The organism is Microbispora sp. H10949 (assembly GCF_014161435.1).
GTDB classification, from domain to species: Bacteria; Actinomycetota; Actinomycetes; order Streptosporangiales; family Streptosporangiaceae; genus Microbispora; species Microbispora triticiradicis.
Genome location: NZ_JABBWZ010000006.1, coordinates 391,597 through 416,771 on the forward strand (window position 1 = coordinate 391,597; position 25,175 = coordinate 416,771).

At 71.6% G+C, this 25,175-nt stretch carries 16 protein-coding genes; 5 read left to right on the plus strand and 11 right to left on the minus strand.

The features are described from left to right. Window positions 1-55: 55 nt before the first annotated feature. Window positions 56-778: a hypothetical protein gene (locus HHX40_RS18265; RefSeq protein ID WP_182881520.1), complete on the minus strand. Its 723-nt coding sequence runs from the start codon at window positions 776-778 to the stop codon at window positions 56-58. Between the two features lie 153 nt (window positions 779-931). Continuing rightward, on the minus strand, window positions 932-2,695 hold the full coding sequence (locus tag HHX40_RS18270; protein WP_182881521.1) for a bifunctional metallophosphatase/5'-nucleotidase: 1,764 nt from the start codon (window positions 2,693-2,695) through the stop codon (window positions 932-934). A gap of 110 nt (window positions 2,696-2,805) precedes the next feature. On the opposite strand from HHX40_RS18270, the gene HHX40_RS18275 reads away from it, so the two are divergent. Both HHX40_RS18275 and HHX40_RS18280 read left to right on the plus strand, forming a co-directional pair. Next, window positions 2,806-3,810: a DNA polymerase ligase N-terminal domain-containing protein gene (locus HHX40_RS18275; RefSeq protein WP_182881522.1), complete on the plus strand. Its 1,005-nt coding sequence runs from the start codon at window positions 2,806-2,808 to the stop codon at window positions 3,808-3,810. A gap of 24 nt (window positions 3,811-3,834) precedes the next feature. Further along, entirely contained in the window at window positions 3,835-4,230 is a 396-nt protein-coding gene (locus HHX40_RS18280; RefSeq protein WP_182881523.1) for a hypothetical protein, read from the plus strand. 112 nt (window positions 4,231-4,342) lie between these two features. Here the strand turns inward: HHX40_RS18280 and HHX40_RS18285 are convergent, their stop codons facing one another. Next, window positions 4,343-4,837 (minus strand): winged helix-turn-helix transcriptional regulator, encoded by a 495-nt coding sequence (locus HHX40_RS18285; protein WP_182881524.1) that lies wholly within the window; start codon window positions 4,835-4,837, stop codon window positions 4,343-4,345. Window positions 4,838-4,984: 147 nt separating this feature from the next. Here HHX40_RS18285 and HHX40_RS18290 point away from each other — a divergent pair, with 147 nt between their 5' ends. Continuing rightward, complete coding sequence (locus tag HHX40_RS18290) at window positions 4,985-6,382, plus strand: MFS transporter (RefSeq protein ID WP_182881525.1); 1,398 nt, start codon at window positions 4,985-4,987, stop codon at window positions 6,380-6,382. A gap of 78 nt (window positions 6,383-6,460) precedes the next feature. On the opposite strand, the gene HHX40_RS18295 is transcribed toward HHX40_RS18290, so the two are convergent. Both HHX40_RS18295 and HHX40_RS18300 read right to left on the minus strand, forming a co-directional pair. Beyond that, window positions 6,461-7,057 carry a sigma-70 family RNA polymerase sigma factor gene (locus HHX40_RS18295; protein WP_111697297.1) on the minus strand — a complete coding sequence of 199 codons (597 nt, stop codon included), beginning with the start codon at window positions 7,055-7,057 and terminating at the stop codon, window positions 6,461-6,463. Between the two features lie 196 nt (window positions 7,058-7,253). Continuing rightward, window positions 7,254-8,513 carry a site-2 protease family protein gene (locus HHX40_RS18300; protein ID WP_182881526.1) on the minus strand — a complete coding sequence of 420 codons (1,260 nt, stop codon included), beginning with the start codon at window positions 8,511-8,513 and terminating at the stop codon, window positions 7,254-7,256. Window positions 8,514-8,764: 251 nt separating this feature from the next. Between HHX40_RS18300 and HHX40_RS18305 the strand changes: the two genes are divergently transcribed. Further along, the gene (locus HHX40_RS18305; protein ID WP_182881527.1) at window positions 8,765-9,196 is read left to right on the plus strand and encodes an ester cyclase; all 432 of its coding nucleotides are present in this window, start codon (window positions 8,765-8,767) and stop codon (window positions 9,194-9,196) included. A gap of 69 nt (window positions 9,197-9,265) precedes the next feature. Here HHX40_RS18305 and HHX40_RS18310 read toward each other — a convergent pair whose 3' ends face one another. Beyond that, a complete protein-coding gene (locus tag HHX40_RS18310; RefSeq protein WP_182881528.1) occupies window positions 9,266-11,578 on the minus strand; it encodes a cellulose binding domain-containing protein in 2,313 nt (770 codons plus the stop codon). A 394-nt stretch (window positions 11,579-11,972) separates the two neighbouring features. Here HHX40_RS18310 and HHX40_RS18315 point away from each other — a divergent pair, with 394 nt between their 5' ends. Continuing rightward, window positions 11,973-13,277 (plus strand): NAD(P)/FAD-dependent oxidoreductase, encoded by a 1,305-nt coding sequence (locus HHX40_RS18315; protein WP_182881529.1) that lies wholly within the window; start codon window positions 11,973-11,975, stop codon window positions 13,275-13,277. Here the strand turns inward: HHX40_RS18315 and HHX40_RS18320 are convergent. The 5 genes from HHX40_RS18320 to HHX40_RS18340 form a co-directional block, all read right to left on the minus strand. Beyond that, window positions 13,268-17,959: a HAMP domain-containing protein gene (locus HHX40_RS18320; protein ID WP_220499247.1), complete on the minus strand. Its 4,692-nt coding sequence runs from the start codon at window positions 17,957-17,959 to the stop codon at window positions 13,268-13,270. The genes HHX40_RS18315 and HHX40_RS18320 overlap by 10 nt on opposite strands. Window positions 17,960-18,141: 182 nt before the next feature. After that, the gene (locus HHX40_RS18325; RefSeq protein WP_182881530.1) at window positions 18,142-18,564 is read right to left on the minus strand and encodes a DUF6098 family protein; all 423 of its coding nucleotides are present in this window, start codon (window positions 18,562-18,564) and stop codon (window positions 18,142-18,144) included. Window positions 18,565-18,620: 56 nt separating this feature from the next. After that, window positions 18,621-20,030: a M1 family metallopeptidase gene (locus tag HHX40_RS18330; protein WP_182881531.1), complete on the minus strand. Its 1,410-nt coding sequence runs from the start codon at window positions 20,028-20,030 to the stop codon at window positions 18,621-18,623. 71 nt (window positions 20,031-20,101) lie between these two features. Further along, complete coding sequence (locus tag HHX40_RS18335; protein ID WP_182881532.1) at window positions 20,102-20,833, minus strand: BPL-N domain-containing protein; 732 nt, start codon at window positions 20,831-20,833, stop codon at window positions 20,102-20,104. Between the two features lie 39 nt (window positions 20,834-20,872). Then, window positions 20,873-24,931: a Pls/PosA family non-ribosomal peptide synthetase gene (locus HHX40_RS18340; RefSeq protein ID WP_182881533.1), complete on the minus strand. Its 4,059-nt coding sequence runs from the start codon at window positions 24,929-24,931 to the stop codon at window positions 20,873-20,875. Window positions 24,932-25,175 lie beyond the last annotated feature (244 nt).

Genomic DNA, 25,175 nt, shown 5'->3' on the forward strand with positions numbered 1-25,175 from the left:
GGGTCGTGCATGAGATCCGAAATTTCCCGATAAAGGCCGAGGCCGGTACGGCGGATCAGGCGGTCTCGGACCTGATCAGGCGGAGGAACGCCTTGATGCCCGACAGGACCTCCTGGTTGTCGGTGAGACGGCTGAGGGAGTCCTCGAACTTCCTGCCCACCGCGTCGAGGCGGCGATCGAGGTCGTCGGCGCGGGCCGTGGCCGCGTGCAACCCGGCGCGCGTCTCAGGGACGAGGGCGTCGAGACGCTCGGCCAGTTCGGTGGCCCGGGCCTCCAGCGCCGTGACGCGCTCGGCCAGCGCGACGGCGTCCTCGCGGGGGTAGCGGACCTCCTCCAGCATCGTGGTCATCCGGCCGCGCAGGTGGGCGAACCAGGCACCCGCCGGCCGGAGGAACGTGGCGAGCAGGTAGAAGACCGCGAAGTAGTAGCCGACCATCTCACCGGAGAAGTACGTGATCAACGCGAGGAGGGCGGCCGACACCAGGTGAGCGGCGACGGCGGCCCGGCGCATGCGGACCGCGATGCGGCGGGCCTCGGCCTCCCGTTCCGGTGGGATCGTCATCCCGCGCTCGCGGCTGACCCGGATCTCGTGGATCAGCGCGTGGGCCTGGAAGTACACGTTCCACGGAAGCGTCAGGAGCACGATCAGCCAGATCAGGCACAGCGCCCCGAATCCGAGGGAGACGACCACCGGCAGCGGGACGTCCACCACGTAGACCAGGACGATCCCGGCGATCGTCGAAATGATCGTCAGAAAGACGATTCCGCTTCTGCTCACGACGGCCCTTTCCTCAGGTGTTCCGGGCACCAGTGTCGCCGCCGGACCGCGGCCCGGGCATGAGCATGATCACCCGGATCGTCTGAGTAGGACCGCTCAGTGAGGAAGGGGTGACCCGCGAGGACGCGGGCCACCCCTGACGGGAAGGAAGGGTCAGAAGACCGGGACCCCGTCGCGGACGAGCTTCCAGTTCGCCTCGGCGAAGGTCGCCGGGTCGATGGTGCCGGTCCCCGCGGCGTACTCGATCAGCGCCTGGCGGATCTCCACCTGGGCGTTGTACACCACAGGGGCCGTGCTGACGTGCGGGAACCCGCCGCCGCCCGACTGGCGGTAGTTGTTGATCGCCACGATGAACTGCTGGTCGGCGGCGACGGGCCTGCCCTGGTAGGACAGGCCGGCGATGCGCTGGCCGACCGGCTTGGCGATGTCGATGTCGTACGTCACGCCGGACAGCTGGTCGTAGTTGTAGTCGGGCGTGCCGCCGGCGTTGGTGAGCGTGGCGAGGTCGATCGGCGCGCCCGGAGCGACCTGGGCGAAGTACTTCGCCGAGTACTCCAGGAAGTCCTTGATCTGGGCGCCCGTCATCTTGATGCCGAGCAGTGTGTTGTCGTAGACGTACAGCCCGGCCATGTCACGCACGCTGACGGGGCCGGCCGGGAACACGGCGCTGCGGCTGAACGGCGCGGCGATGGACAGCACGGGCAGCGAGGCGTCGGCGGTGCCCGCGACGCCCTTGCTCACGAGCTCGGTCTGCACCTTCTGGATGTAGTCGAGGATCGGCGTGTCCTTGTACGGCGACTCGGCCGCGGACAGCTGCTCCTTCGACTGCGCGATCACCTGGTTGACGTAGCCGACGGTCTTGTCGTGCTGCTTCTTCATCAGCGCGACGATCTTCGGGTCCTCGGCCACGCCGTTGGTGTTCAGCGTGGTGGACGACTTGCCGGTGACGGTCCACTTCCCGCGCTCCTTGGCGAGGGTGAAGTCGACGACGCTGAGGCGCTGGCCCCACTTACCGGGCTCGGTGAGCAGCACCTGCCGCCCGGTGGCCTTGTTGGTGACGAACCGCTGCGGCACGTCGTTGTGGGCGTGCCCGAACAGCACGGCGTCGACGCCGGGCACCTCCTCGGCGACCATGGCGGCGGCGTTCTCCACCGGCAGGTCCGAGCCGTACGACGACAGGCCGTTGTCGCCCGCGTGGGCGGTGACCAGGACGACGTCGGCGCCGAGGCCGCGGATGACCGGCACCCACTTCTTGGCGGTCGTGACGAGGTCGAGGAACTTCAGCTTTCCGTCGACGTTCGCCTTGTCCCAGATCGCGACGCCGGGGTTGGTGAGGCCGAGCACCCCGACCTTGATCGGCTTCTCGCCCTTGACGTTCATCGTCTTGATGACGAACGGCCGGTAGGCCGGGAGGCCGGTTCCGGCGGAGACGGCGTTCGCGCCGAGGACCGGCGCCTTCATCTGCTTCACCCACGCGCCGAGCAGCGGCAGGCCGTAGTTGAACTCGTGGTTGCCGAGCGTCACGGCGTCGTACCCGATGGCGTTCATGGCCTTCGCCATGGGGTGGGTCTCGCCGGTCGAGGTGATCGGCTCGATCTTGGCGTAGTAGTAGTCCAGCGGTGTGCCCTGGAGGGTGTCGCCGGAGTCGAAGAGCAGGGTGTGGCCGGCGCCGCGGTCGGCCCTGATCTGCGAGACCATCGTCGAGATCTTGGCCAGGCCCACGTCGTTGTGCGCGCTGTCGTCGTACTCCGCGTTCTTGTAGTAGTCCCAGTTGAGCGCGTTTCCGTGGATGTCGGAACTGGCCATGACGGTGATCTTCACCGTCTTGGCGGGTGCCGCCGAGGCGGCGGCGCCGGGCAGGAGGAGACCAAGGGCCACGGTGGTGGCGCCCGCGGTCAGCCTGATCGCTGAACTCATGGTGGGTGACGATAGTGTCACGCAATTACCAAGTGGTCACGAAGTTCTTAACCGGACATGTCGCTACAAGGTGACACGCTTCTCACCCGGGCCGGGGTAGGACCGATGAGGTGACCGACAAACTCGAGACGTACCGGGCGAAACGCGACCCTGCGCGCACCGGCGAGCCCATGCCCGCCGACGGCCCGTCGCCTCGGGGTGAGGACGACACGTTCGTGATCCAGGAGCACCACGCCCGGTCCCTGCACTGGGACCTGCGCCTGGAGCGGGGCGGTGTGCTGGTCTCGTGGGCGATCCCCAAGGGCCTGCCGCCCGACCCCGCGACCAACCACCTCGCCGTCCACACCGAGGACCACCCCATGGAGTATGCCCGCTTCGAGGGCGAGATCCCCAGGGGCGAGTACGGCGGCGGCACGATGACGATCTGGGACCGCGGCCACTACGCGACCGAGAAGTGGAGCGACCGCGAGGTGAAGGTCGTGCTGAGCGGTTCCCGGGTGGCCGGGCGCTACGTGCTCTTCCGGACCCGCGGCCGCAACTGGGTGATCCACCGGATGGACCCGCCCGGCGGCGGGTGGGAGCCCCCACCGGCCCGGCCGGCGCCCATGACCCCGGCGAGCCGGACCCGCGTCCCCCGCGACCCCGAGCGGTACGCCTGGGAGTTCTGGTGGGGCGGGCGGCGGGCGCTGGCGCACGTGGAGGGCGGCAGGCTCACCCTGCGCGACGCGGACGGCGCCGACGTCACCGCGGAGCACCGCTGGCTGCGCCCGCTGGCCGAGTCGCTCGGCAGCCGGGCCGTGATCCTCGACGGCGAGGTGGCGGCCCTCGGGGCGACCCTCGTCTACGTCTGCTACGACCTGCTCTACGACGACGGGCGGTCGCTGCTGGACGAGCCGTTCGAGCGCCGCCGTACGCGCCTGGAGGCGCTCGCGGTGAACGGGCCGCGCTGGCAGACCGCGCCGTCCTGGCCCGGGGAGGTCCACGCGGTACGGCGGGCGGCGGCCGAGCAGGGCCTGCCGGGCGTGGTGGGCAAACGGCTCGACTCGGCGTACGCGCCGGGGGAGGAGTCCGCGGCCTGGGTGCGCCTGCCGGGTAAGGGGGACGGCGCGGGGTAGTTGCCGGACAGGGGAGGTGCGGCCATGAGCGGTCCCAGTGGAAGCGGGGGAGCGGCCGGGCGGCGGCATCCGGTCACCGGCGAGCACAAGTACGAGCAGGCGATCACCTCGGCGGACGAGCACGAGGAGCGGCCAGGACGGAGCCTGGTCACGACCGACCACGAGGTGATCAGGCGATGGGCGGGGGACCGGGACGCCACTCCCGCCACCGTCCCCGGCACCGAGCACGAGGGCCGTCCGGGGGTTCTCCGCTTCGACTTCCCGGGCTACGGCGGCGAGGACCTGAAGCACATCTCCTGGGACGAGTGGTTCAGGACGTTCGAGGAGCGCCGGCTCGACTTCGTCTACCAGGAACATCGCAAGGACGGCAGCCCGAGCAACTTCTTCCGCCTGGAGAACCCCGGCCGGGAGGACGCCTAGCCGGTCCTCCACGTGGGGGTCAGCCGGAATACGCCAGAAAGGGGCCGCGGGTGTGCGGGCAGATGTGCTCAGGGCCGGGGCGGCGTGCGGGGACGGGTCCGGCTAGGGCAGGTCAGTCCCTGGTTGGCAGGGCGGCGCGGGCGATGACGTCACGTTTGGCCGCTTCGTGTTCGGCGGCCTCGTGTTCGGCGGCGGTGCGCCTGTCGTAGGCGGCGCGGGCCGCGGCGATGGCGTTCTGGTGTTCCTCGGTCCAGTGGACCAGGGCGCGGATGGTGCTGTGCAGGGTCGCGCCCATCTGCGTCAGTTCGTAGTCCACGCGTGGCGGGACGGTCGGGTGCACCGTTCGGCTCACCAGCCCGTCGCGTTCCAGGTGCCGCAGGGTGCGGGTCAGCATCCGCTGGCTGACCCCGTCGATCGCGCGGCGCAGCTCGGTGAAGCGCAGGCTGCGCTTGTCGAGCAGCGCGATCACCAGGAGCGACCACTTGTCGGCGATGCGGTCGAGGATCTGCCGCACCTCGCAGTCGGCGCGCTGGTCCCATTGGAGAACGTCGTCGTCGACGCCGGTATCCGCGCAGTAACCGAGGGACTCGAAAGTGCCGTCTTCCATGGTCACCGATGGTGCCTAACGATGCTGTCGATTACAAGAGGGAACCGGCAGGCACTCGGGGAACCACCCGGGACCGGTTCCCGATCGAGAGGAAGTCGGGAACCGATGTCCGATTCCGTCACCAGATCCGCTGATAGGCCCGCCCGCATGTCGGGGCGCGCGTGGGGCGTGCTGCTGGTGCTGTGCGGCGCGATCTTCCTGGAGGGGATCGACGTGGCGATGCTGAACGTGGCGCTGCCGGCGATCCGCGCCGATCTGGGCCTGTCCACCGGGATGCTCAGCGGGGTCGTCAGCGCCTACGTGCTGGGCTACGGCGGGTTCATGTTGCTGGGCGGACGCGCCGCCGACCTGCTGGGCCACCGCCGGATGTTCGTGTCGTGGCTGGCGGTGTTCCTGGTCTTCTCCGGGCTCGGCGGGTTCGCCACCGAGGGCTGGATGCTGCTGGTCGCAAGGTTCGTCACAGGGGTCGCGGCCGCGTTCATGGCACCCGCCGGGCTGGCGCTGGTCACGTCCAGCTTTCCGGAGGGGCCCGCGCGCACCAAAGCGCTCGGCGTGTACGCGGGGACGGCGGCGGGCGGGTTCTCGCTCGGCGTGGTCGCGGGCGGCGCGCTCGCCTCGGTCGGCTGGCGATGGGTGTTCTTCGCGCCGGTCGGCCTGTCAGCGCTGATCCTGGTGGCGGCCCTGGCCCTCGTCCGCGGCACCGGCGGCGAGCGGCCCTCGGGCGGCTTCGACCTGGCGGGGGCCTTCGCCATCACCGCAGCGATGCTGCTGATGTCCTACGGGGTGGTCCGGCTGGAGCATCCCGGTGACGGCCCCGGCCTGACCGCCGGCGTGTTCGTCGCGGGCCTGACGCTACTGGGGCTGTTCACCGCAGTCGAGCGGCGCTCTTCGTCCCCGCTGGTGCGGCTGGGGATTCTGCACTCGGCGCCGCTGGTGCGCGTCAACGTGGCCGCGCTGTTGTTCCTGGCCGCGTTCGCGGGCTTCCAGTTCCTGGCCACCTTGTACCTCCAGGAACTGCGCGGCTGGAGCACGATGCAGGCCGGTCTGGCCATGCTGGTGATCGGCATCGACACCGTCCTCGCGCCCGTCCTGACGCCGCGCCTGGTGAACCGTTTCGGCAACACCCGCGTGTTGTTCGGCGGCCTCGTCCTCGCGGCGGCCGCGTACGCGCTGTTCCTGCCCGTCAGGATGGACTGGACCTATGCCGCCATGCTTCCGGCGCTGCTCCTGCTCGGTTCGGCCTTCTCCCTGGCGTACGGCCCGCTCACCATGGCCGCCACCGACGGCGTCGCCGAGGACGAGCACGGCTTGGCGGGCGGCCTGCTCTACACCTCCATCCAGTTCGGAACGGCGCTCGGACTGTCGGCCGTCACCGCCGTCAGCGTCGCCGCCGGCACGGGCCTGGACGCCCTGCGCACAGCGCTGATCGTCCCCGTGACGGCGGCCGCACTCGGCGCCATCGTCATCGCCTTCGGCCTCCGCGCCCCCGCCACCCCCAATGGTCCAGCCCAACCGGCACCAGCCGAGGCCGCGACCACCGTCTGAGCAAGGGCCACCAAGAGGAAGGAACGAGCGTCGGCCGTGACATCGTTCGCCGAGATCAACAGCCGGTTCGACGCCTTGTCAGGTGGTCCTCGCGGAGCGGACGAACCCGAGCTCGGCGGCGTAGTCCTCCAGCTTCGCCCGCAGTTGGCGGCGTCCCCGGTGCAGGCGCGACATCACCGTGCCGATGGGGACGTCCATGATCTCCGCGATCTCCTTGTAGGCGAAGCCCTCCACGTCGGCGAGGTAGACGGCCATCCGGAAGTCCTCCTGCAGTTCCTGGAGCGCCTGCTTCACCCTGGAGTCGGGCAGGCTCTCCAGCGCCTCCACCTCGGCGGATTTCAGACCCGTCGAGGTGTGCGAGGCCGCCTCGGCGAGCTGCCAGTCCTCCACGTCCTCCGTCACGGCCCGCTGCGGCTGGCGCTGCTGGCGCCGGTAGGTGTTGATGTAGGTGTTCGTCAGGATGCGGTACAGCCAGGCCCGGAGGTTCGTGCCCTCGCGGAACTGGTGGAAGTTGCTGAACGCCCGCATGTAGACGTCCTGCACGAGGTCCTCGGCGTCGGTGGGGTTGCGGGCGAGCCGTAGGGCCCCGGCGTAGATCTGGCCGATGTACGGCAGCGCGTCCCGCTCGAACCGCAGCCGCCGCCGTTCGACCGCCGTGTCGTCGACGATCGTCATTTCCCCACCTCCTTGAGGGACTGCCTTATAGTTACGACCGCTTTGTCCGATCCGGTCGCACGGGTCGCCTACCCCTGGTCTCCGTTTCAACACGGCTTGCCACCGGCTTTCCGGTTCGGGCCGGCGCGGCCACCCTGACCCACGCCTCGACGCGGTCGGGCAGGGCGGCCGGAGAAGAACCCCTGGCGGCCGGTTCTCAGGCCGCGTCGCGGCGGCCGGCGGACCGGATCGTGCCGCTGGAGGAGGGGCCACCGGAGGTGGGACCGCCCGCGGGCGGTCCCTCGGGAGCGTGCGGGGCGAGGTCGGCGCCGCGCGGGGTCCGGTACGGCTCGCGCGCCCGCAGGTCCACGGTCTGGATGGTCCGGCTGATGTCGCTGGGCGTCACCAGGCCGACGATCCGGCCGTCGTCCAGCACCACCGCCCGGCCGTCGGCGGAGCCGCTCATCCGCTGGAGCAGTTCGGTGAGGAGGTCGTCCGGCCGGGCCGACGGCACGTCCGGCGGCGGGCAGGCGATCTCCCGGAGCGGCGTGACCTCCCTGCGGCCGGGGTCGACGGCCCGGACGCGGCCCAGCGTCACCAGGCCCGCGAACCGGCCGTCGTCGTCGACGAGCGGATAGGTGGACAGGTGATGACGGAGCACGAGCCGGTCGATCAGCCCGGCCACCGTCTCGCCCGGATGGGCCGTGATGGGGTGCCGGGACATGACCTCCGCCACCTTGATCCCGTGCAGCGCGGCGTCGATCTGCGTCTGCTGCTCCTCCGCGCTGGCGGCGTTGACCAGGAAGAGGCCGATGAGGGCCAGCCAGAGCCCCTGGAAGCCGAGCCCGGAGACGAGGTTGAGGAACCCCAGAACGATCAGCGTGTAGCCGAACATCCGGCCCGCCCGGGCGGCGGCGACGGCGGCCCGGAGGCGGTCGCCCCAGCGCGCCCACAGGAAGGCGCGGAGCACCCGGCCGCCGTCCAGCGGCGCGGCGGGGATCAGGTTGAACACCGCCAGCAGCACGTTCACCGCGGCGAGGTAGCCGAACATCCCGCTGACCAGCGCGGGCCCGCCAACGGCGGAGACCCCCCACGTCACGAGGACGAAGAGGCCGCCGAGCACGACGCTGGTGAGCGGGCCGACCCCGGCGATCCTGAGGTCCGCGCCGGGGGAGCGGGGCTCGCCGCGGAGCTGGGCCACACCGCCGAGCAGCCAGAGCGTGATGCCGGTGACCTCCACGTCGTGCCGGCGCGCGACGATGGCGTGGGCGAGCTCGTGCGCGAGCAGCGAGGCCAGGAAGAGCACGGCCGACACCAGCGCGGCCAGCACGTACGCCGCGGTCGGCAGGCCGGGGAAGGCGATCGGGAACCGCCCGAAGGCCAGCCCGACGACCAGGATCACGACGATCACGAGAACGCTGACGTTGAGCCCGACCGGGACCCCGCCGATGCGGCCGAGACTGATCGACGATCGCATCCTGCCTCCCCTCGTCCCTGTGACAGGGCCTACCCACAAAGGCACAGGTCACGCGGTGGCGGAGGGCCTGGAGGCCGCGACGCACGGTCAGCGGGACGCCGCGGGGACCGCTGTGCGTATATCGCGCGAACCGTGTGGGAATCAGAACCCGCTCGTGGTGCTCCGCCGACCTGATCGAAAGCGGCGCTTGACCGGCCTCTGGCTAAGGTTGGTGGCCAGCGTTGCGTACCGACCGTCGAGGGACAGTCGTCATGTCCGACCCATGGGCTGTGAAGCGCCAGCTAACCGTCGCGCTCAACGAACATGATCTGGAGGGCGTGCTCGAGATCTTCAGCCCGGACGCCGTCCTCGTCTCGCCCTTCGGTGTGGCGGAGGGACTCGAGCAGATCAGGTGGATGTACGAGCAGATCTTCAAGAGCTTCCCCGACTTCCACCTCTTCGCGTGGTACGAAGCCGTCACCTGCGAGGCGCCCCTGATAGTGGAGTGGACGGCCACGGGCACGCACCTCGGGCCCATCCTGCTGCCGAACGGGTGCGAACTGCAGGGGACCGGTCGCCCGGTCACCTTCCGCGGCACCTGCGCGTCCTTCGTCGAGGACGGCAAGATCAAGAGCCATCGGGAGTATTTCGACCAGTTGGAGCTGTACGCCCAGCTCGGTCTGTGCCTGACGGTCCCGGGCTGAGCGCCGGCGCGCTCGGCGCGGCGCCGGCCGCGGACCTCGTCAGGTGGGTCCGCGGCCGCCGCCGGTGGATCACCTCAGATAGATGTTCGGCCTGGCGGGGGTCGCCATGCCATCGCCGAGGAAGAAGCCCGGGTGGGGCGGCTGGTTGTAGGCGGTGTTCTGCCAGGCGATCGCCAGCCGGTACGTCGGGTCGTGCATGAGGGTGTGGATCTGCCGGGTGGTCGCGGTGGTCGTGCTGTAGATCCGCAGGGCGGTGTTGTCGCTCGTCGGCCAGACGACCTCCTCGCGCCAGTCGCCGAACAGGTCGGCCGACAGCGACGGGGTCGACTTGGTGCCGTTGTTGGAGTGGACCCCGCTCGCCGTCAGCAGCCGGGTGTCGCCACCGGTGCCGTACTTGTCGATGTGGGTGGCGTCGAGCAGCTCGCGCACCGGGTCGGCGTCCCACCACACGAGGAAGTTCGTCGAGCCGGGCTTGCGGCCGACGTTCTGTCCCCTGGTGTTGTAGACGCCGGAGACGGCGGACGACCACGACTCGGCGCCCGGGCTGCCGGACCAGATGTCGCCGGAGACGCCGCGCCCGTTGTCGCAGCCGCAGGAGCCGTTGGTCCAGATGATCGATCCGGTGCGGGCGTCGGCCATCCACGCCGCGGGCTTGCTGGTGTCCTCGTCGACCTTGAACACCTCCAGCCCGGCCCGCGACGGGTCGAGGTCGCCGACGTGCAGCGCGTCGCCGTGCCCGTTGCCCGTGTTCCACAGCGGCGCGCCGTTGTCGTTGACCGCCATCGCGCCGAAGACGATCTCGTCCCTGCCGTCGCCGTCCACGTCGGCCACCGCCAGGTTGTGGTTGCCCTGGCCGGTGTACTGGCTGCCGCTGGAGTTGGAGTCGAACGTCCACCGCTTGGTCAGGGAGCCGTTGCGGAAGTCCCACGCCGCGATGACCGTACGGGTGTAGTAGCCGCGCGACATGATCAGCGACGGGCGGGCGCCGTCGAGGTAGGCGGTGGCGGCGAGGAAGCGGTCCACCCGGTTGCCGTAGGAGTCGCCCCAGGAGGAGACCGTCCCGCGCGGCGGGTCGTAGTTCACGGTGGACAGGGCGGCGCCGGTCTGGCCGTTGAACATCGTCAGGTACTCCGGCCCGGACAGGACGTAGCCGGAGGAGTTGCGGTAGTCGGCCGAGGAACTGCCGATGACCCTCCCGGTGCCGTCCTTGGTGCCGTCGGCGGTCTTCATCGCCACCTCGGCCCTGCCGTCGCCGTCGTAGTCGTACACCTGGAACTGCGTGTAGTGCGCGCCCGCGCGGATGTTGCGGCCGAGGTCGATCCGCCACAGGCGGGAGCCGTTGAGCCGGTACGCGTCGACGAAGACGTTGCCGGTGTACCCGGACTGGGAGTTGTCCTTGGCGTTGGACGGGTCCCACTTCAGCACGATCTCGTACTGGCCGTCGCCGTCGAGGTCGCCCACGCTCGCGTCGTTGGCGCTGTAGGTGTAGGAGACCCCGTCGGGCGTCGTGCCGCCGGACGGCGGCTGGATGGGCACGTCGAGGTGGTCACCGCCGGTGAAGCGCAGCGACGTTTCCGACGACGCCTGCTCGGCGCCGTTCACCACGGCCCGCACCGTGTACGACGCGTCGGCGGCGGCGCCTGAGTCGAGGTAGTTCGTGGAGTTGGTGATCGGTGAGGAGTTCAGCCTGGTCGATCCCCGGTAGACGTTGAACCCCGTGCCGACGTTCTCGGTGCCGAGCAGCCGCCAGGAGACCAGGTTGCCGCTGCCGGACCGCACACTGATCAGGCCGCGGTTGAGGTTCTCCATCTGCCGCGCCCCGGCCGGGATGGTCGTGGGGCTCGCCGACGGGCTCGGGGACGGGCTGGGCGACGCGCTGGGCGACCGCGTCGGGCTGGCGCTGGGGCTGGGCGAGGTGCTGGGGCTGGGTGACGCGCTGGGACTCGCGCTGGGGCTGCTCGTGACCCCGCCGGTGCAGGTGGTGTCGTTGAGCGAGAAGCTCGCGGGCACGGGGTTGGCGGAGTCGTTCCACGAGCCGTTGAAGCCGAACGACGCCGTCCCGCCGGTGGGGATCGACCCGTTGTAGCCGGCGTCCTTCGCGGTCACCTGCGCGCCGCTCTGGGTGACCGTCGCGTTCCACGCCTGCGTCACCGTCTGTCCCGCGGTGTACGTCCAGGTGAGCGTCCAGCCGTTGACGGCGTCGCCGAGGTTGGTGATCGTCACGGAGGTGCCGAACCCGCCCTGCCACTGGTTCGTCACCTGATAGTCGACCCGGCAGCCCGCCGCCGCCGACGCGGGGAGGGCGGGCAGCGCCCCGGCTCCCGCGAGGGCGGCGGCCGAGGCCACGGCGGCGATCGACGCGAATCTTCGTCGTGTGGTCATCCAAACTCCAGACGAGGGTGCCGGTGGTGCCGGCAGGGCCGCGACGGCGTCCGGGACGCACCGCCGACGCGACGGCGCCATGCCGGGTGCCGCGTCATCACAACGCGAAACGGGCGCAGTGGTCAAACACCCCCGATTCACCCATGTGGACGCAGCCGCCCGCCACGTTCCCGGACGGCCGCCCGAGCAGGTGAGAGCGCTCGCGGCCGGGCCCGCGCCGGTCGTCCCCGCCACGCCGGCCGGTGATGATCACTGAAAATTTCACCTCCGGGGCACGGCCGCGCTGGGAACGTGCACAGACCCGACCGGCCGCCGGCTGCATCCGCGGCCTCCGCCGGGCTCGAATACCGATGCGTAGACGTACGGCACGTCACGGCAAGAGGAGGAGCGGTCCATGCCACAGCCTGCCACGGTGATCGTCGTCGGCGCGGGACTCGCGGGTCTGGCCTGTGCCGTCCATCTGCACAGGGCGGGGGTGGCGGTCCGGGTCCTGGAGGCCTCGGACGGCGTGGGCGGCCGGATCCGCACCGACATCGTGGACGGCTTCCGGCTCGACCGCGGGTTCCAGGTCTTCAACACCGGCTATCCGGAGGCCGCCCGGGTCCTCGACATCCCGGCGCTGCGCCTGCGTCCGTTCACCTCGGGGGTGATCGTCTTCCGGGACGGGCGGCACGAGCGGGTGACGCTGCCGTGGCGGCATCCGCGCCAGGCGCTCAGCGGTCTGTTCGCCCGGGTGGGCACACCGGTGGACAAGGCCGTGCTCGCCGCGGTGACCACCCGCGACCTGCTGCTGCCCGGCTCCCTCGTACGGAGGCGGGGCGGTGCCGAGCGCCGCACCACCGAGGAGGAACTGCGGCACTGGGGCGCGTCCCCGGAGGTCGTCGAGAACCTGTTCCGGCCCTTCCTGTCGAGGGTGGTCCTGGAGCGGGAGCTGGAGACCTCCGGCCGGATCTTCCACCTGCTCTGGCGGTCCTTCGTGCGGGGCGTCATCGGCCTGCCGGCCCTCGGCATGGGGCGGATCCCCGAGCAGCTCGCCGGCCGCCTCCCGCCGGACGCGGTCCGCCTGGAGACCCCCGTCGGCGCGCTGACCCCCACCGGCGTCGCCCTCGGCGGCGGGGGCGAGATGGAGGCGTCCGCCGTCGTGGTCGCGGCCGACCCGGCCACGGCGGGACGGCTCCTGCCCGGCCTGCCGGTGCCCGCGATGCGGTCGGTGACGACCTTCTACCACGCCGCTCCCGCGTCGCCGCTCTGGGAGCCGACGCAGATCGTGGACGCGGAAGGCGTGATCACCGACACGATCGTGGTCACCGACGCCGCCCCCGAGTACTCGTCCGACGGCCGCGCGCTGATCTCCACCTCGGTCCTCGGCGTGCACGGCGACCGGGACGAGCCCCGGGTGCGGGACCGGCTGGCGCGGATCTACGGCGACACCTCGTCGTGGGAGCACGTCGCCACCTACGCGATCGAGGCGGCCCTGCCCGCGATGCCGCCCCCGATGCCGCTGCGCCGCCCGGTGCGGGTGCCGGCCGAGGGTCCGGGGGCGCGGCGAGTCTGCGGCGACCACCGCGACACCGGGTCCATCCAGAGCGCCCTGGTCTCCGGACGGCGGGCCGCCCGGGCGGTGCTGGAGGACCTGCGCACGCGCCCGGTGGCGGCCCGGCAGGGCCGGACCGCCCGCGACCGCGCCGGTCAGGCCTGAGCGCCGGAGCCGGAGCCGTCGCCGGTACCGTCGCCGGAACTGCTACCGGAGCCGCTGCCGGGGTCCTCGCCGGAATCCGCGCGGGCGCCGTTGCCGGGCAGGTCCAGCCAGTGCTGCATGCAGACGATGAGCTCCTCGGCGTCGACGGGCTTGGTGACGTAGTCGCTCGCGCCCGACGACAACGTCTTCTCCCGGTCGCCGTGCATCGCCTTGGCGGTCACCGCGATGATCGGCAGCTTGGCGAAGCGTGGCATGGACCGGATGGCGGCGGTGGCGGCGTAGCCGTCCATCTCCGGCATCATGATGTCCATCAGCACCAGGTCCACGTCGTCGTTGCGCATCAGCACGTCGATGCCCTTGCGGCCGTTCTCCGCGTACAGCACCTGCATGCCGTGCAGTTCGAGGATCGTGGTGAGGGCGAAGACGTTGCGCACGTCGTCGTCCACCACCAGGACCTTGCGGCCGACCAGCGCGCTGTCGACCTTCCCGGTCTCGTGCGCGCCCTCCTCGGCGGGCGGCTGCTGCACGAGCGGCAGCACGTCGCCGGGCTCGTTCGCCGACAGGTGCAGCGTGATCCGCTCACGCAGCTCGTCCAGGCTGGGCAGGCGCTCCAGCGGCTGGTTGCGGGAGCGCACCTGGAGCAGGTCCTCCTGCGGACGCGACAGCTTGCGCGAGTGGTGCGCGAGCACCGGCAGCGTCCGCAGGGAGGCGTCGCGGTCCAGGCCCCTCAGGAAGTCCGCCACGATGTCGTGAGGCATGCCGAGGTCGAGGACGATGCAGTGCACGCTCTCCCGGAGCAGCAGCGACAGCGCCGAGTCCGGGTCGTTCGCGGTCGACACCTGTACGGATCCGTGGGTGTCGCGCAGGTCCGCCGCGACGCTCTGCGCCAGCATCGACAGCAGGCCGCCCGGCCTGGCCTCGACGACCAGTAGACGGCGGCGCGCCCCGCCGTCGCTCCTGCCGTCCCCGTTCTCGCCTGCCTTCTCGCCGTTCCTGCGGTCGGGTCCGGCGCCCAGGACGGCCGCGACGGCGCCGGCCGTCGTCACCGGGGAGACCTGAGTCCGCTCCGGTTCCGGCACGCCGGCCTCCGGCTCGTCCCGGTCCGCCAGGTTCTGGGCGGCGAAGTGGGTCAGCGGGAGATAGAGGGTGAACGTGCTGCCCTCGCCCAGCGCGCTCGTCGCGTGGATCTCGCCGCCGAGCAGGGTGGCGATCTCCCGGCTGATCGACAGGCCGAGGCCGGTGCCGCCGTACTTGCGGCTGGTCGTGCCGTCGGCCTGCTGGAAGGCGTCGAAGATCTGCGAGAGGTTCTCCGGGGCGATGCCGATGCCGGTGTCCACCACGTGGAAGGCGAGGACCTCCTGCCCGGCGGCGCCCGGCAGGTCCGCGCCGGGCGCGCGTTCGATGCGGAGCTCGACCGAGCCCGCCTCGGTGAACTTGACCGCGTTCGACAGCAGGTTGCGCAGCACCTGCCGCAGCCGCTGCTCGTCGGTCATCAGGCGGGCCGGGACGCCGGAGGCGACGGTGACGCCGAAGCGCAGGCCCTTCTGGGTGGTCAGCGGCCGGAAGTTGGCCTCCACGTAGTCGAGGAGCTGACGCAGGCTGACCGGCTCCGGCGTGATGTCCATCTTGCCGGCCTCGATCTTCGACAGATCGAGGATGTCGTTGATGAGCTGCAGCAGGTCGGTGCCGGCCGAGTGGATGACGTTCGCGTACTCCACCTGCTTGGGCGTGAGGTTGCGGGTGGGGTTCTGCGCGAGGAGCTGGGCCAGGATGAGCAGCGAGTTGAGCGGGGTGCGCAGCTCGTGGCTCATGTTGGCGAGGAACTCGCTCTTGTACTTCGAGGCCAGCGCGAGCTGCTGGGCGCGGTCCTCCAGCTCCTGACGGGCCTGCTCGATCTCGGTGTTCTTGGTCTCGATGTCGCGGTTCTGCTGGGCCAGCAGCTCCGCCTTCTCCTCCAGTTCGGCGTTCGAGCGCTGCAGCTCCTCCTGCCGCACCTGCAGCTCGGTGGCGAGCCGCTGCGACTCGGCGAGCAGCGCGTCGGTGCGGGCGTTGGCCACGATCGTGTTGACGTTGACGCCGATCGTCTCGACGAGCTGCTCCAGGAAGTCGCGGTGGGCCGTGGAGAACCGGCCCAGGCTGGCCAGCTCGATCACGCCGAGAACCTGGTCCTCCACCACGATCGGCAGCACGACGAGGCTGGCCGGACCGGCCTGCCCGAGGCTGGACGAGACCGTCAGGTAGGCCGGCGGGACCTCTTCCACCAGGATCGTCCGCCTGGCCTGCGCGGCCTGGCCGACGAGGGACTCCCCGAACGCGTGGCGGCGGGAGATCTCACGGTGGCCGTAGCAGCCGACCACCCCCAGCTCCGCGCCCGCCGGGGTCTCCTCCGCCAGCAGGAACGTGCCGTGCTGCGCGTTGACCAGCGGCGCCAGCTCGTTCATGACCAGCTCGGCCACCGCCGACAGGTCGCGGTGGCCCTGCATGAGCCCGGAGATGCGGGCCAGGTTGGTCTTGAGCCAGTCCTGCTCCTGGTTGGCCCGGGTCGACTCGCGCAGCGACTCCACCATGGAGTTGACGTTGTCCTTGAGGTCGGCGAGCTCGCCCTCCGCGTCCACCGTGATGGACCGGGTGAGGTCGCCGGAGGTCACGGCGCTGGTGACCTCGGCGATCGCGCGCACCTGGCGGGTGAGGTTGCCGGCCAGCTCGTTGACGTTCTCGGTCAGCCGCTTCCAGGTGCCCGACACGCCCTCGACCTCGGCCTGGCCGCCCAGCCGTCCCTCGCTGCCCACCTCGCGGGCGACGCGGGTGACCTCGGCGGCGAAGGACGAGAGCTGGTCGACCATCGTGTTGATGGTCGTCTTGAGCTCCAGGATCTCGCCCCGGGCGTCGACGTCGATCTTCTTGGTCAGGTCGCCCTGGGCGACCGCCGTCGTGACCTGGGCGATGGACCGCACCTGGTTGGTCAGGTTGTCGGCCATCGAGTTCACGTTGTCGGTGAGGTCCTTCCAGGTGCCCGCCACGTTGGGCACCCGGGCCTGGCCGCCGAGCTGGCCTTCGGTGCCGACCTCGCGGGCGACGCGGGTGACCTCGTCGGCGAAGGCGCTGAGGGTGTCGACCATGGTGTTGATGGTCTGGGCGAGCGCGGCGACCTCGCCCTTGGCCTCGACGGTGATCTTCTGGGAGAGGTCGCCCTTGGCGACGGCGGTGGCGACCTGGGCGATGGACCGCACCTGGCTGGTGAGGTTGGACGCCATGACGTTCACCGAGTCGGTGAGGTCCTTCCAGGTGCCCGACACCCCGCGTACGGTCGCCTGGCCGCCCAGGCGGCCTTCGGTGCCGACCTCCCGGGACACCCGGGTGACCTCGTCGGCGAAGGACGAGAGCTGGTCGACCATCGTGTTGATGGTCTCCTTGAGCTCCAGGATCTCGCCCCGGGCGTCCACGCGGATCTTCTGCGACAGGTCGCCGCGGGCGACCGCCGTGGTGACCTGGGCGATGGACCGCACCTGGTCGGTGAGGTTGTCGGCCATGACGTTCACCGACTCGGTCAGCGCCTTCCAGGTGCCGGAGACGCCCTTCACGTCGGCCTGGCCGCCGAGGCGGCCTTCGGTGCCGACCTCGCGGGCGACGCGGGTGACCTCGTCGGCGAAGGCGCTGAGGGTGTCGACCATGGTGTTGATGGTCTGGGCGAGCGCGGCGACCTCGCCCTTGGCCTCGACGGTGATCTTCTGGGAGAGGTCGCCCTTGGCGACGGCGGTGGCGACCTGGGAGATGTTGCGGACCTGGCTGGTGAGGTTGCCGGCCATGAAGTTCACGGAGTCGGTGAGGTCGCGCCAGGTGCCGGAGACGCCCTTCACGTCGGCCTGGCCGCCGAGCTGGCCTTCGGTGCCGACCTCGCGGGCGACGCGGGTGACCTCGTCGGCGAAGGACGAGAGCTGGTCGACCATGGTGTTGACGGTGTTCTTGAGTTCGAGGATCTCGCCGCGGGCGTCGACGGTGATCTTCTGGGAGAGGTCGCCCTTGGCGACGGCGGTGGTGACCTCGGCGATGGAGCGGACCTGGCTGGTGAGGTTGCCGGCCATGAAGTTCACCGAGTCGGTGAGGTCGCGCCAGGTCCCGGCCACGCCGGGGACCTGCGCCTGGCCGCCGAGCTGGCCCTCGGTGCCGACCTCGCGGGCGACGCGGGTGACCTCGTCGGCGAAGGACGAGAGCTGGTCGACCATGGTGTTGACGGTGTTCTTGAGTTCGAGGATCTCGCCGCGGGCGTCGACGGTGATCTTCTGGGAGAGGTCGCCCTTGGCGACGGCGGTGGTGACCTCGGCGATGGAGCGGACCTGGCTGGTGAGGTTGCCCGCCATCGCGTTCACCGAGTCGGTGAGGTCCTTCCAGGTGCCGGAGACCGCCGGCACCTCGGCCTGGCCGCCAAGTTGGCCCTCGGTGCCGACCTCCCGCGCCACCCGGGTCACCTCGGAGGTGAAGAGGGAGAGCTGGTCGACCATGCCGTTGAAGACGGTCGCTATCTCCTGCAGCAGCCCGTCGCCGTCCTCCGGCAGCCGGGTGCCGAAGTCTCCGTCCCGTACGGCGGTCAGGCCCGCCAGGAGTTCCCGCAGATCCAGTTCCGGATCGCCGCCGGCGGCGCGGGATGTTCTCGCGCGCTTGACGGTGCCAGCTCTCTCGACCATGTCCACCCTCGCGATCCCGTCTGACCAGGAAAAGAAAGCATATAAAGCACCGCCGGGCGCGTCGCCCCGCGGCCGCGCGAATGGTACATCTCGCAGGGTGCGAACGCCGTATCCCCCCCCGGGAGACCAGGGAAGACGCGGGACGGCCGGAAGGGGCCCGGAGAGATCTGGCGCGGAGGGGCTCAGCCCGTGGAGTCGCGGCCGGCGTCGAACGCCCTCTCGTAGTGTTCGCGGGCCTGCTCGATCACCGCGTCGTCGATCCACGCCACCGGCTCGACGTGGTCGATGAGCGGCTCGTGGTCGGGGCCCCGCCCCGCCACCCGGCCGGTCAGCACCCACGCGTGCCGCTCCACGTCCTGCTCGGCCAGATGTGTGTACTTGCACATCTGGCGGGCCAGCCAGTCGTGCGTCGATCTCGTCCACCAGTGCTCGGCGTCGAGCACGGTCACCGACAGCCCGGGCAGCTCCAGGCCGCTCTCGTAGTCGACGCTGGGCTTGCCCTCGTCGGCGTCCGGCCCCTTCGAGTACCGCAGGTAGAGGCCGGGCCGGCGTTCGACCAGCTCGGTCAGCTCGTCCAGGCTCTTGATCGTCGGTAGTCCGCTCACCTCGCCCCTCCCGTGGCCGCGTCTCCTTCCCCCCGCATGAACAGGGCAAACCCGTCTCATTCCGCCGGTGCCGAGCGGAACACCGACTGCGGCGGCTTCTTCGCCTGGTAGAGCCACGCGTCGAAGAAGGGGCCGAGCTTCTGCCCGCTCAGCCTCTCCGCGAGGGCGACGAAGTCGGCCGTGGTCACCGTGCCGTACCTGTGCTCCTGCGCCCAGGTCTTCAGCAGGGCGAAGAACACCTTGTCGCCGATCTTCTCCCGGAGGGCGTGCACCGTCATCGCGCCGCGCAGGTAGATCGCGTTCTCGTCGAACATGTGCGCCTGGCCGGGGTCACCGGTCTTCAGGCGCCAGAAGGCGCCGTCCTTCCGGTAGAGCCGGTCGAAGGTGTCCCTGGCGGACGGCCCGTCGTGCTGCTCCTCGTAGAGCCATTCCGTGTACTTCGCGAAGCCCTCGTTGAGCCAGATGTCCCGCCAGCTCCGCACCCCGACGCTGTCGCCGAACCACTGGTGGGCCAGCTCGTGCACGATCTCGGAGTCGTCGGTCGGGCCGCCGCTGTAGACGGGCCGGCCCTGCGTCTCCAGCGCCGTCACGGAGCCGCGGCCGTCCGCGACCCCGCCGGTGGAGGAGAACGGGTAGGGGCCGAAGAGCGACGACTCCCACCTGACCGCCTCCGCCGTGAGATCGTGCAGGCGCTTCGACTTCTCCGCCAGCGCCGGGTCGTACGCCGTCACGTTCGGTATGCCGTCGACGGTTCCCTCACTGACCTCGAAACGGCCGATGGCGAGCATGGCGAGGTAGGGCGCCATCGGCTGCCGCATCTCCCACCGCACGGTCCGGTAGCCGTCGGAGCCGGCCGCCTCGTCCGCGCTCGCGCGCTCGCCGTTGGCCAGGACGGTCAGCTCCTCGGGCGCGGACACCCGGAAGCTGAAGGTGGCCTTGTCCGCCGGGCTGTCGTTGGCCGGGAACCAGCTGCGCGCGCCGTCCGGCTGGGACGCTACGAACGCGCCGTCCTTGGTGTTGATCCACCCCTGCTGGCCGGTGTCGTCCGAGACCGCCGTGAGCTTCCCGGCGTAGGAGACCGCGACCGTGAAGGTGTTCCCGGCCTTCAGCCCGGCGGCCGGAGTGATCACCAGTTCCTGGCCGTCGCGGCGGAAGCCGGCGCGGGCGCCGTCCACCGTCACGCTCTTGACCTCCGGTCCCGAGAAGTCGAGGTCGAACCGGGACAGGTTGTGGGTGGCGGTCGCGGTGATCGTCGCGGTGGCGTCCGCGGTGCGGTCGCCGGGGTCGAACCGGAGCCGCAGATCGTAGTGGCCGACGTCGTAGCCGCCGTTTCCCTGCAGGGGATAGTACGGATCGCCGATCCCCGGCGCGCCGGGAAGGAACGCGCCCGGCTCCGCGGCGGCGGGAGCGGCCGGGGACGCGATCATCATGACACTGGCGGCCAGGGCGGCTAATTTACGCACCATGTCCCCATAATGGGGATTTTCCGGAAAAAGCGGTAATTCATCACATTCTTCACATAAGACGCGAAAGTACCTCAGGTGTCGGCCATCACCTCGTTCACCAGATCGAGGCCGAGGTCCTGCGCCCGCCGCACCGGCAGATCGGCGTCGGCGAACCAGTCGTCGGTCGCCTCCGGGTGCGGGCCGACGACGGCGACCCTGCCCTCGCCGTACGGGGTGACGAGGGCGGCGACGGCGCCGTTGGGATAGGTGGCCAGGACGGTGGCCCGGTTGCCCGGCTCCAGCAGGAAGCAGGGGCCGTCCTGGAAGAAGACGCTGCGCTCCCGGCCGCGCCATCGCACGTCGACGAGGGTGTCCTCCTCGTCGTCCACGGTGGCGCCCGGCGTGGCGATGTACTGGTCGGTGTCGCCCGGCAGCAGGGCGAAACCGGGAGTGGCGCCGGCGAGATAGCCGCCCAGGCAGAAGCCGAGGTACCGGCCGCCTCCGGCGACGTAGTCGCGCAGCGCGCCGCGGTGCCGTTTGAGGTGCCGGTAACCCCGGGACAGGTCTCCGCCGCCCGGCTGGGCGTACACCGCGGCCAGGGACAGCGACTCCGCCGTGAGCGGCACCTTCTCGTGCGGGCCCGTGTAGCGCACGTCGAAGCCCCAGCGGCTCGCCTCAAGCAGCCCGGCGACCGCCTCGGAGCACCCGGGAACCGAGGCCGGGCCCCGGTAGACGAGCGCGAGCGGCTGTCCGGAAGGCCGCAGCGGGGCCGGCTCGGAGCGGAAGGCGCGCCGTACGGCGCCGAGAATGCCGTCGAATCCCATCAGACCCTCACCCGATCCACTGTCGCTCGCCCATCGCGCTCACGTGTCCCCGGCGGCGGCCTGCGCCGGGATGCCGCGCCAGCTCGTCCCGGGGGTGAGCCGCTCGCCCTTCATCAGCAACGACAGGGCGCCGAGCGAGACGTCCTCGCCCACCACCGAGTCGTAGAGCACCACGGAACGGGCGCCGACGCTGGAGCCGGACCGGACCGTGACGGCCGACATCTTCATGACCCGGTCCTCGAACAGGTGGGTCTGCAGCGACACCCCCGGCCCGATCGCGACGTCGTCGCCCACCTCCACCAGGTCGAACTCGGTCAGATAGGTGGTCGCGATCCAGGCGCGCCTGCCGATGCGGGCCCCGAACCACCGCAGCACGGCCGGCAGGAAGGGGGTTCCGGCCAGGAGGGCGACCCCGGCGGGCACCGCGGCGGCCTCCCACAGCCCGGTGACGAACTCGGTGCGCCGGACGAACCTGCTCCACAACGGCTCCACTCTCGGCCGGTACGCGCCGATGAGGCGGCGTTTGAACGCGACGCAGCAACCGATCACGCCCAGCGACGCGGCGCCGGCGACGAGCGGTGCCGCGGCCGCCACCATGGGCAGGGGCAGGAGGCGGGCGAGCGCGTGCACGCCCAGGAGGTGGAGGTAGAGCGCGGCGCCGAACAGCATCGCCGGGAGCGTGGCGCGGAAGAACTCGACGCCCAGGCGGTGCAGCACCAGCAGGCGCGGCGGCCGGAACGTCTGGTCTTCCGGAAACGCGCCGCTGTCCTGCCGTACGGGAAGGTGCATCGCGGGCGAGCCCAGCCACGAGGTGCCCTCCGGCACGCCGTCCGGCGGCGGGACGGTGCTGACGCCCACCAGCGAGCCCGGCCCCATCCGCGTCCCGGCCGGGACGACCGCGGCGTTGCCGACGAACGCGCGCCTGCCGACCTCGGTGGGACGCAGGGCGATCCGGCCACGGGCGAAGCTGGCCGCGCCGACGCCCGCCATGTCGGCGACGAAGCTCTCCTCGCGCAGCGTGAGGAGATCGGGGTCGAGCTGCGCGGCAGTCGACACCTCGGCCCGGCGGCCGACCCGCGCGCCGAGCAGCCGCAGCCACGGCGAGGTGTACAGCGTGCCATACAGCGAGTTGGTCAGCGTCAGGCTGGACTCCAGGAGCTTGTCCACGGCCCACTTGCGCACGCCGAGGCAGGAATGCGCCGGATGGATGCCGGCCGGCGCCTTCGGCAGCACGAGCCGTTTGCCGGCGGCCACCACCGCGCAGACGACGGCCACGAACAGCGGGCCCGCAAGGAGGACGGCGACCGGAGCGGCCGGCGGGCCCCAGGCGGCCACGACCGTCCAGATGACCAGGACGCTCGGCATGATCGTGGCCAGCAGGATCGCCTCGATGCAGACGAGGCCGGCCACGGCGGCGGCCACGTGGCGGGCCTTCCAGCTCCCTGCGCCGGCGGGGGCGCGCAGCATCGCCTCGACGGCCGGCCCCACGGACTCCACGGGATTCGGCGGCGATCCGGCCCAGCGCCCTCCCCGTGGCACCGTCTCGCCGTGCGCCAGGGCCGACTGGTCGCCGAGCGCGGCGTGGCCGGCGACCCGTGCGCCCGGCCCGAGCACGGCGCCGTTCCCGACGAACGCGTGCGGCCCGACCTCCACCGGGGCGACGACCACCCACCCGTCCTCCACCAGCCAGGCGTGCAGCGAGGCGCGGTAGCCGATTGAGGCGCCCTCGCCGATCCGCAGCATCGCCGGGAGGTTGACGTCGGCGGTCGCGACGGCGGTTGCGGGCCCGACCTTCGCGCCGAGCAGCCGCAGGTAGGGGGCCATCATGGGCGAGCCGCTCAGCGTCCGCAGCGGAGACAGGGACAGCAGCAGGTTCGTCGCCCACAGCCGCAGGTAGGTCGCGCCCCACAGCGGGTGACGACCCGGCCGGACGCCGCCCGACAGCGGCCGCACCAGCAGCACGGGCAGCAGCCAGCGCACCCAGAGGTACGCGGCCGCCGCGGCCAGCGCCAGCGCGCCGACCAGGTCGGTCCCCGTTCCGGGGAGGAGCAGCCAGCCCTCCTGCGTCCTGCGGCCGCCGGGGAGCGGGCCGCCGTGGGGCGTGGTCCAGGCGTACAGCGTGACGGAGACCGGCAACGTGACCATGAGGAGCAGCAGGTAGACGACCACGCTCTGCGCCGCCCCGGCGGCCGCGACCGCCCGGCCGCCGTGCCGCAGCGGCCTCGGGCGGGGACGGGAGGCCGGCGCGCGTCCGCCCCCGCGGCCTCCGTTCGCGGAGAGGTGCGCGGCGAGGCGGCGTACGGTCGGGTTCGCGTAGAGGTCGCGCACCGCGAGCCCCGCGCCGATCTCGCTCGTCCGCAGGAGCGACACGATGCGTGCGGCCAGCAGGGAGTGGCCGCCGAGGTCGGTGAAGAAGTCCGCCTCGACCGACAGCGACTCGGGGTCGAGCCCGAACTCCTCCGCCCACGCGGCGCGCAGCCGTGTCTCCAGTGCGCCCTCGGCGGGCGCCACCGGCCCGGAGCCGACCAGACGGCGGCCGCTCGGCCGCGGCAGCCGCCCGCGGTCCACCTTGCCGCTCGGCATGGTGGGCAGGGCGGCCACGACGTCCAGGAACGACGGCACCATGTAGGCCGGCAGGCGGCGGCTCAGGCGATCGCGCAGCCTCCCGGTGAGCGCGTCGTCGTGGCCGTTCGCGGGCACGACGTAGGCGGCCAGTTCCCCGTCCGGTCCGTCCACGCCCGGCGCGGGCATCAGGGCGGCCACGGCCTCGGCGACGCCGGCGTCCTCCAGCAGCACGTTCTCGATCTCGCCCAGGTCCACCCGGTGCCCGCGGATCTTCACCTCGGCGTCGGAGCGGCCGAGGTATTCGAGCTCCCCGGTCGCGGTCACCCGGCCGAGGTCCCCCGTGCGGTACAACCTGCCGCCGGGGGGCGCCAGCGGGTGCTCGACGAAGCGGTCGGCGGTCAGGGCGGGACGGCCGACGTAGCCGCGGGCGACGCCGGGACCGCCGATGCAGATCTCGCCGACCTCGCCGTCCGGCACCGGCTCGCGCCGTTCGTCGAGCAGCACGACGGTGTAGGTGGGCAACGGCCTGCCGATGGTGACCGGCCGTCCCGGCAGCAGTTCGGCGCAGGTCGCGGTGACCGTCGCCTCGGTCGGCCCGTACGTGTTGAGCATCCGTCGCCCCGGCCGGCTCCACCGCTCCACCAGCGGCGCCGGGCAGGGCTCGCCCCCGACGAGGATGGTGCGCAGGGACGGCACGTCACGCGGGATCGTCGCGAGCAGCGTCGGGACGCAGTACAGGATCGTGATTCCGTGCTGGTCCAGGAAGTCCGCCAGTTCCGCGCCGAGCTGCCGGGAGCCGGCCGGTCCCGCGACGAGGGCCGCGCCGGCCGACCAGGTCGGCCAGATCTCCTCGACGGAGAAGTCGAAGGAGATGGACATCCCCTGGTAGACGCGGTCGTCCGGCCGCACGCCGTACAGCTCCGGCACCACTCGGAGGAAGTTGCAGATGCTCGACTGGGCCACCTCGACGCCCTTCGGGCGCCCGCTAGACCCGGAGGTGTACATGACGTACGCGGCCGGGTCGTCGTCCGCCGCGCCGTTGAGCGGTCCGGGGCACGGACGGGTGGCGGGCGCCGACGCGATCAGGTCCGCGGAGGCGTCGAGGGCGAGCACGCGGCGGCCCGGCGCCCTGACCTCCGGAGCCCGCCCGGACGTGGTGAGCACGAGGTCGACGCCGGCGTCGCCGAGGATGTAGCCGGTTCGGTCCGGGGGCGACTGCGGGTCGAGCGGCACGAACGCCGCCCCCGCCTTGCCCACCGCGAGCAGCGCCAGGTAGGTGTCCGGCGACCGCGGCAGCAGGAGCGCCACCCGGGAACCGCGTCCGGCCCCCATGTCGCGCAGGAGGTGCGCGAGCCGGTTCGCCCGCGCGTCGAGCGCGGCGTAGGTCCAGCTCAGCCGCCCGCACTCCAGGGCCGTCGCCGACGGCGTCAGGTCGCAACGGGATTCGAAGACGTGGTGCAGGCGTCCGGGCGACCTCCCGGGCAGGGCCCGCGAGGCGTCGGCCTGCGCTGTTCGAGATAAGTAACCCGGCATGATCACCCTTTGGCCGATCGCGTACGGACGGGTGGGCGTGATCGTCGGTGGCCCCGCGTACGCTCGGGTGCGACCCTTCGCGGGACACGGACGCGCGGGGACGCCCGTCGCGACGCTGTCGACGAACCGCCGCACCGCGGTCGCTCTCCAGGGTGTGCCCCTGCCGCCGCCGCTCCTTGGTAGGAGCTCCGCACAATCACAGCAAAGAAGCGTCATCCGGGTGCGGCGCGCGCGAACCCCGTTG

Coding starts and splice junctions, on each gene's coding strand:
- HHX40_RS18270 (WP_182881521.1), bottom strand. CDS start 2,695: ATGAGTTCAGCGATCAGGCTGACCGCGGGCGCCACCACCGTGGCCCTT.
- HHX40_RS18280 (WP_182881523.1), top strand. CDS start 3,835: ATGAGCGGTCCCAGTGGAAGCGGGGGAGCGGCCGGGCGGCGGCATCCG.
- HHX40_RS18285 (WP_182881524.1), bottom strand. CDS start 4,837: ATGGAAGACGGCACTTTCGAGTCCCTCGGTTACTGCGCGGATACCGGC.
- HHX40_RS18290 (WP_182881525.1), top strand. CDS start 4,985: ATGTCGGGGCGCGCGTGGGGCGTGCTGCTGGTGCTGTGCGGCGCGATC.
- HHX40_RS18295 (WP_111697297.1), bottom strand. CDS start 7,057: ATGACGATCGTCGACGACACGGCGGTCGAACGGCGGCGGCTGCGGTTC.
- HHX40_RS18300 (WP_182881526.1), bottom strand. CDS start 8,513: ATGCGATCGTCGATCAGTCTCGGCCGCATCGGCGGGGTCCCGGTCGGG.
- HHX40_RS18305 (WP_182881527.1), top strand. CDS start 8,765: ATGTCCGACCCATGGGCTGTGAAGCGCCAGCTAACCGTCGCGCTCAAC.
- HHX40_RS18310 (WP_182881528.1), bottom strand. CDS start 11,578: ATGACCACACGACGAAGATTCGCGTCGATCGCCGCCGTGGCCTCGGCC.
- HHX40_RS18315 (WP_182881529.1), top strand. CDS start 11,973: ATGCCACAGCCTGCCACGGTGATCGTCGTCGGCGCGGGACTCGCGGGT.
- HHX40_RS18320 (WP_220499247.1), bottom strand. CDS start 17,959: ATGGTCGAGAGAGCTGGCACCGTCAAGCGCGCGAGAACATCCCGCGCC.
- HHX40_RS18330 (WP_182881531.1), bottom strand. CDS start 20,030: ATGGTGCGTAAATTAGCCGCCCTGGCCGCCAGTGTCATGATGATCGCG.
- HHX40_RS18335 (WP_182881532.1), bottom strand. CDS start 20,833: ATGGGATTCGACGGCATTCTCGGCGCCGTACGGCGCGCCTTCCGCTCC.
- HHX40_RS18340 (WP_182881533.1), bottom strand. CDS start 24,931: ATGCCGGGTTACTTATCTCGAACAGCGCAGGCCGACGCCTCGCGGGCC.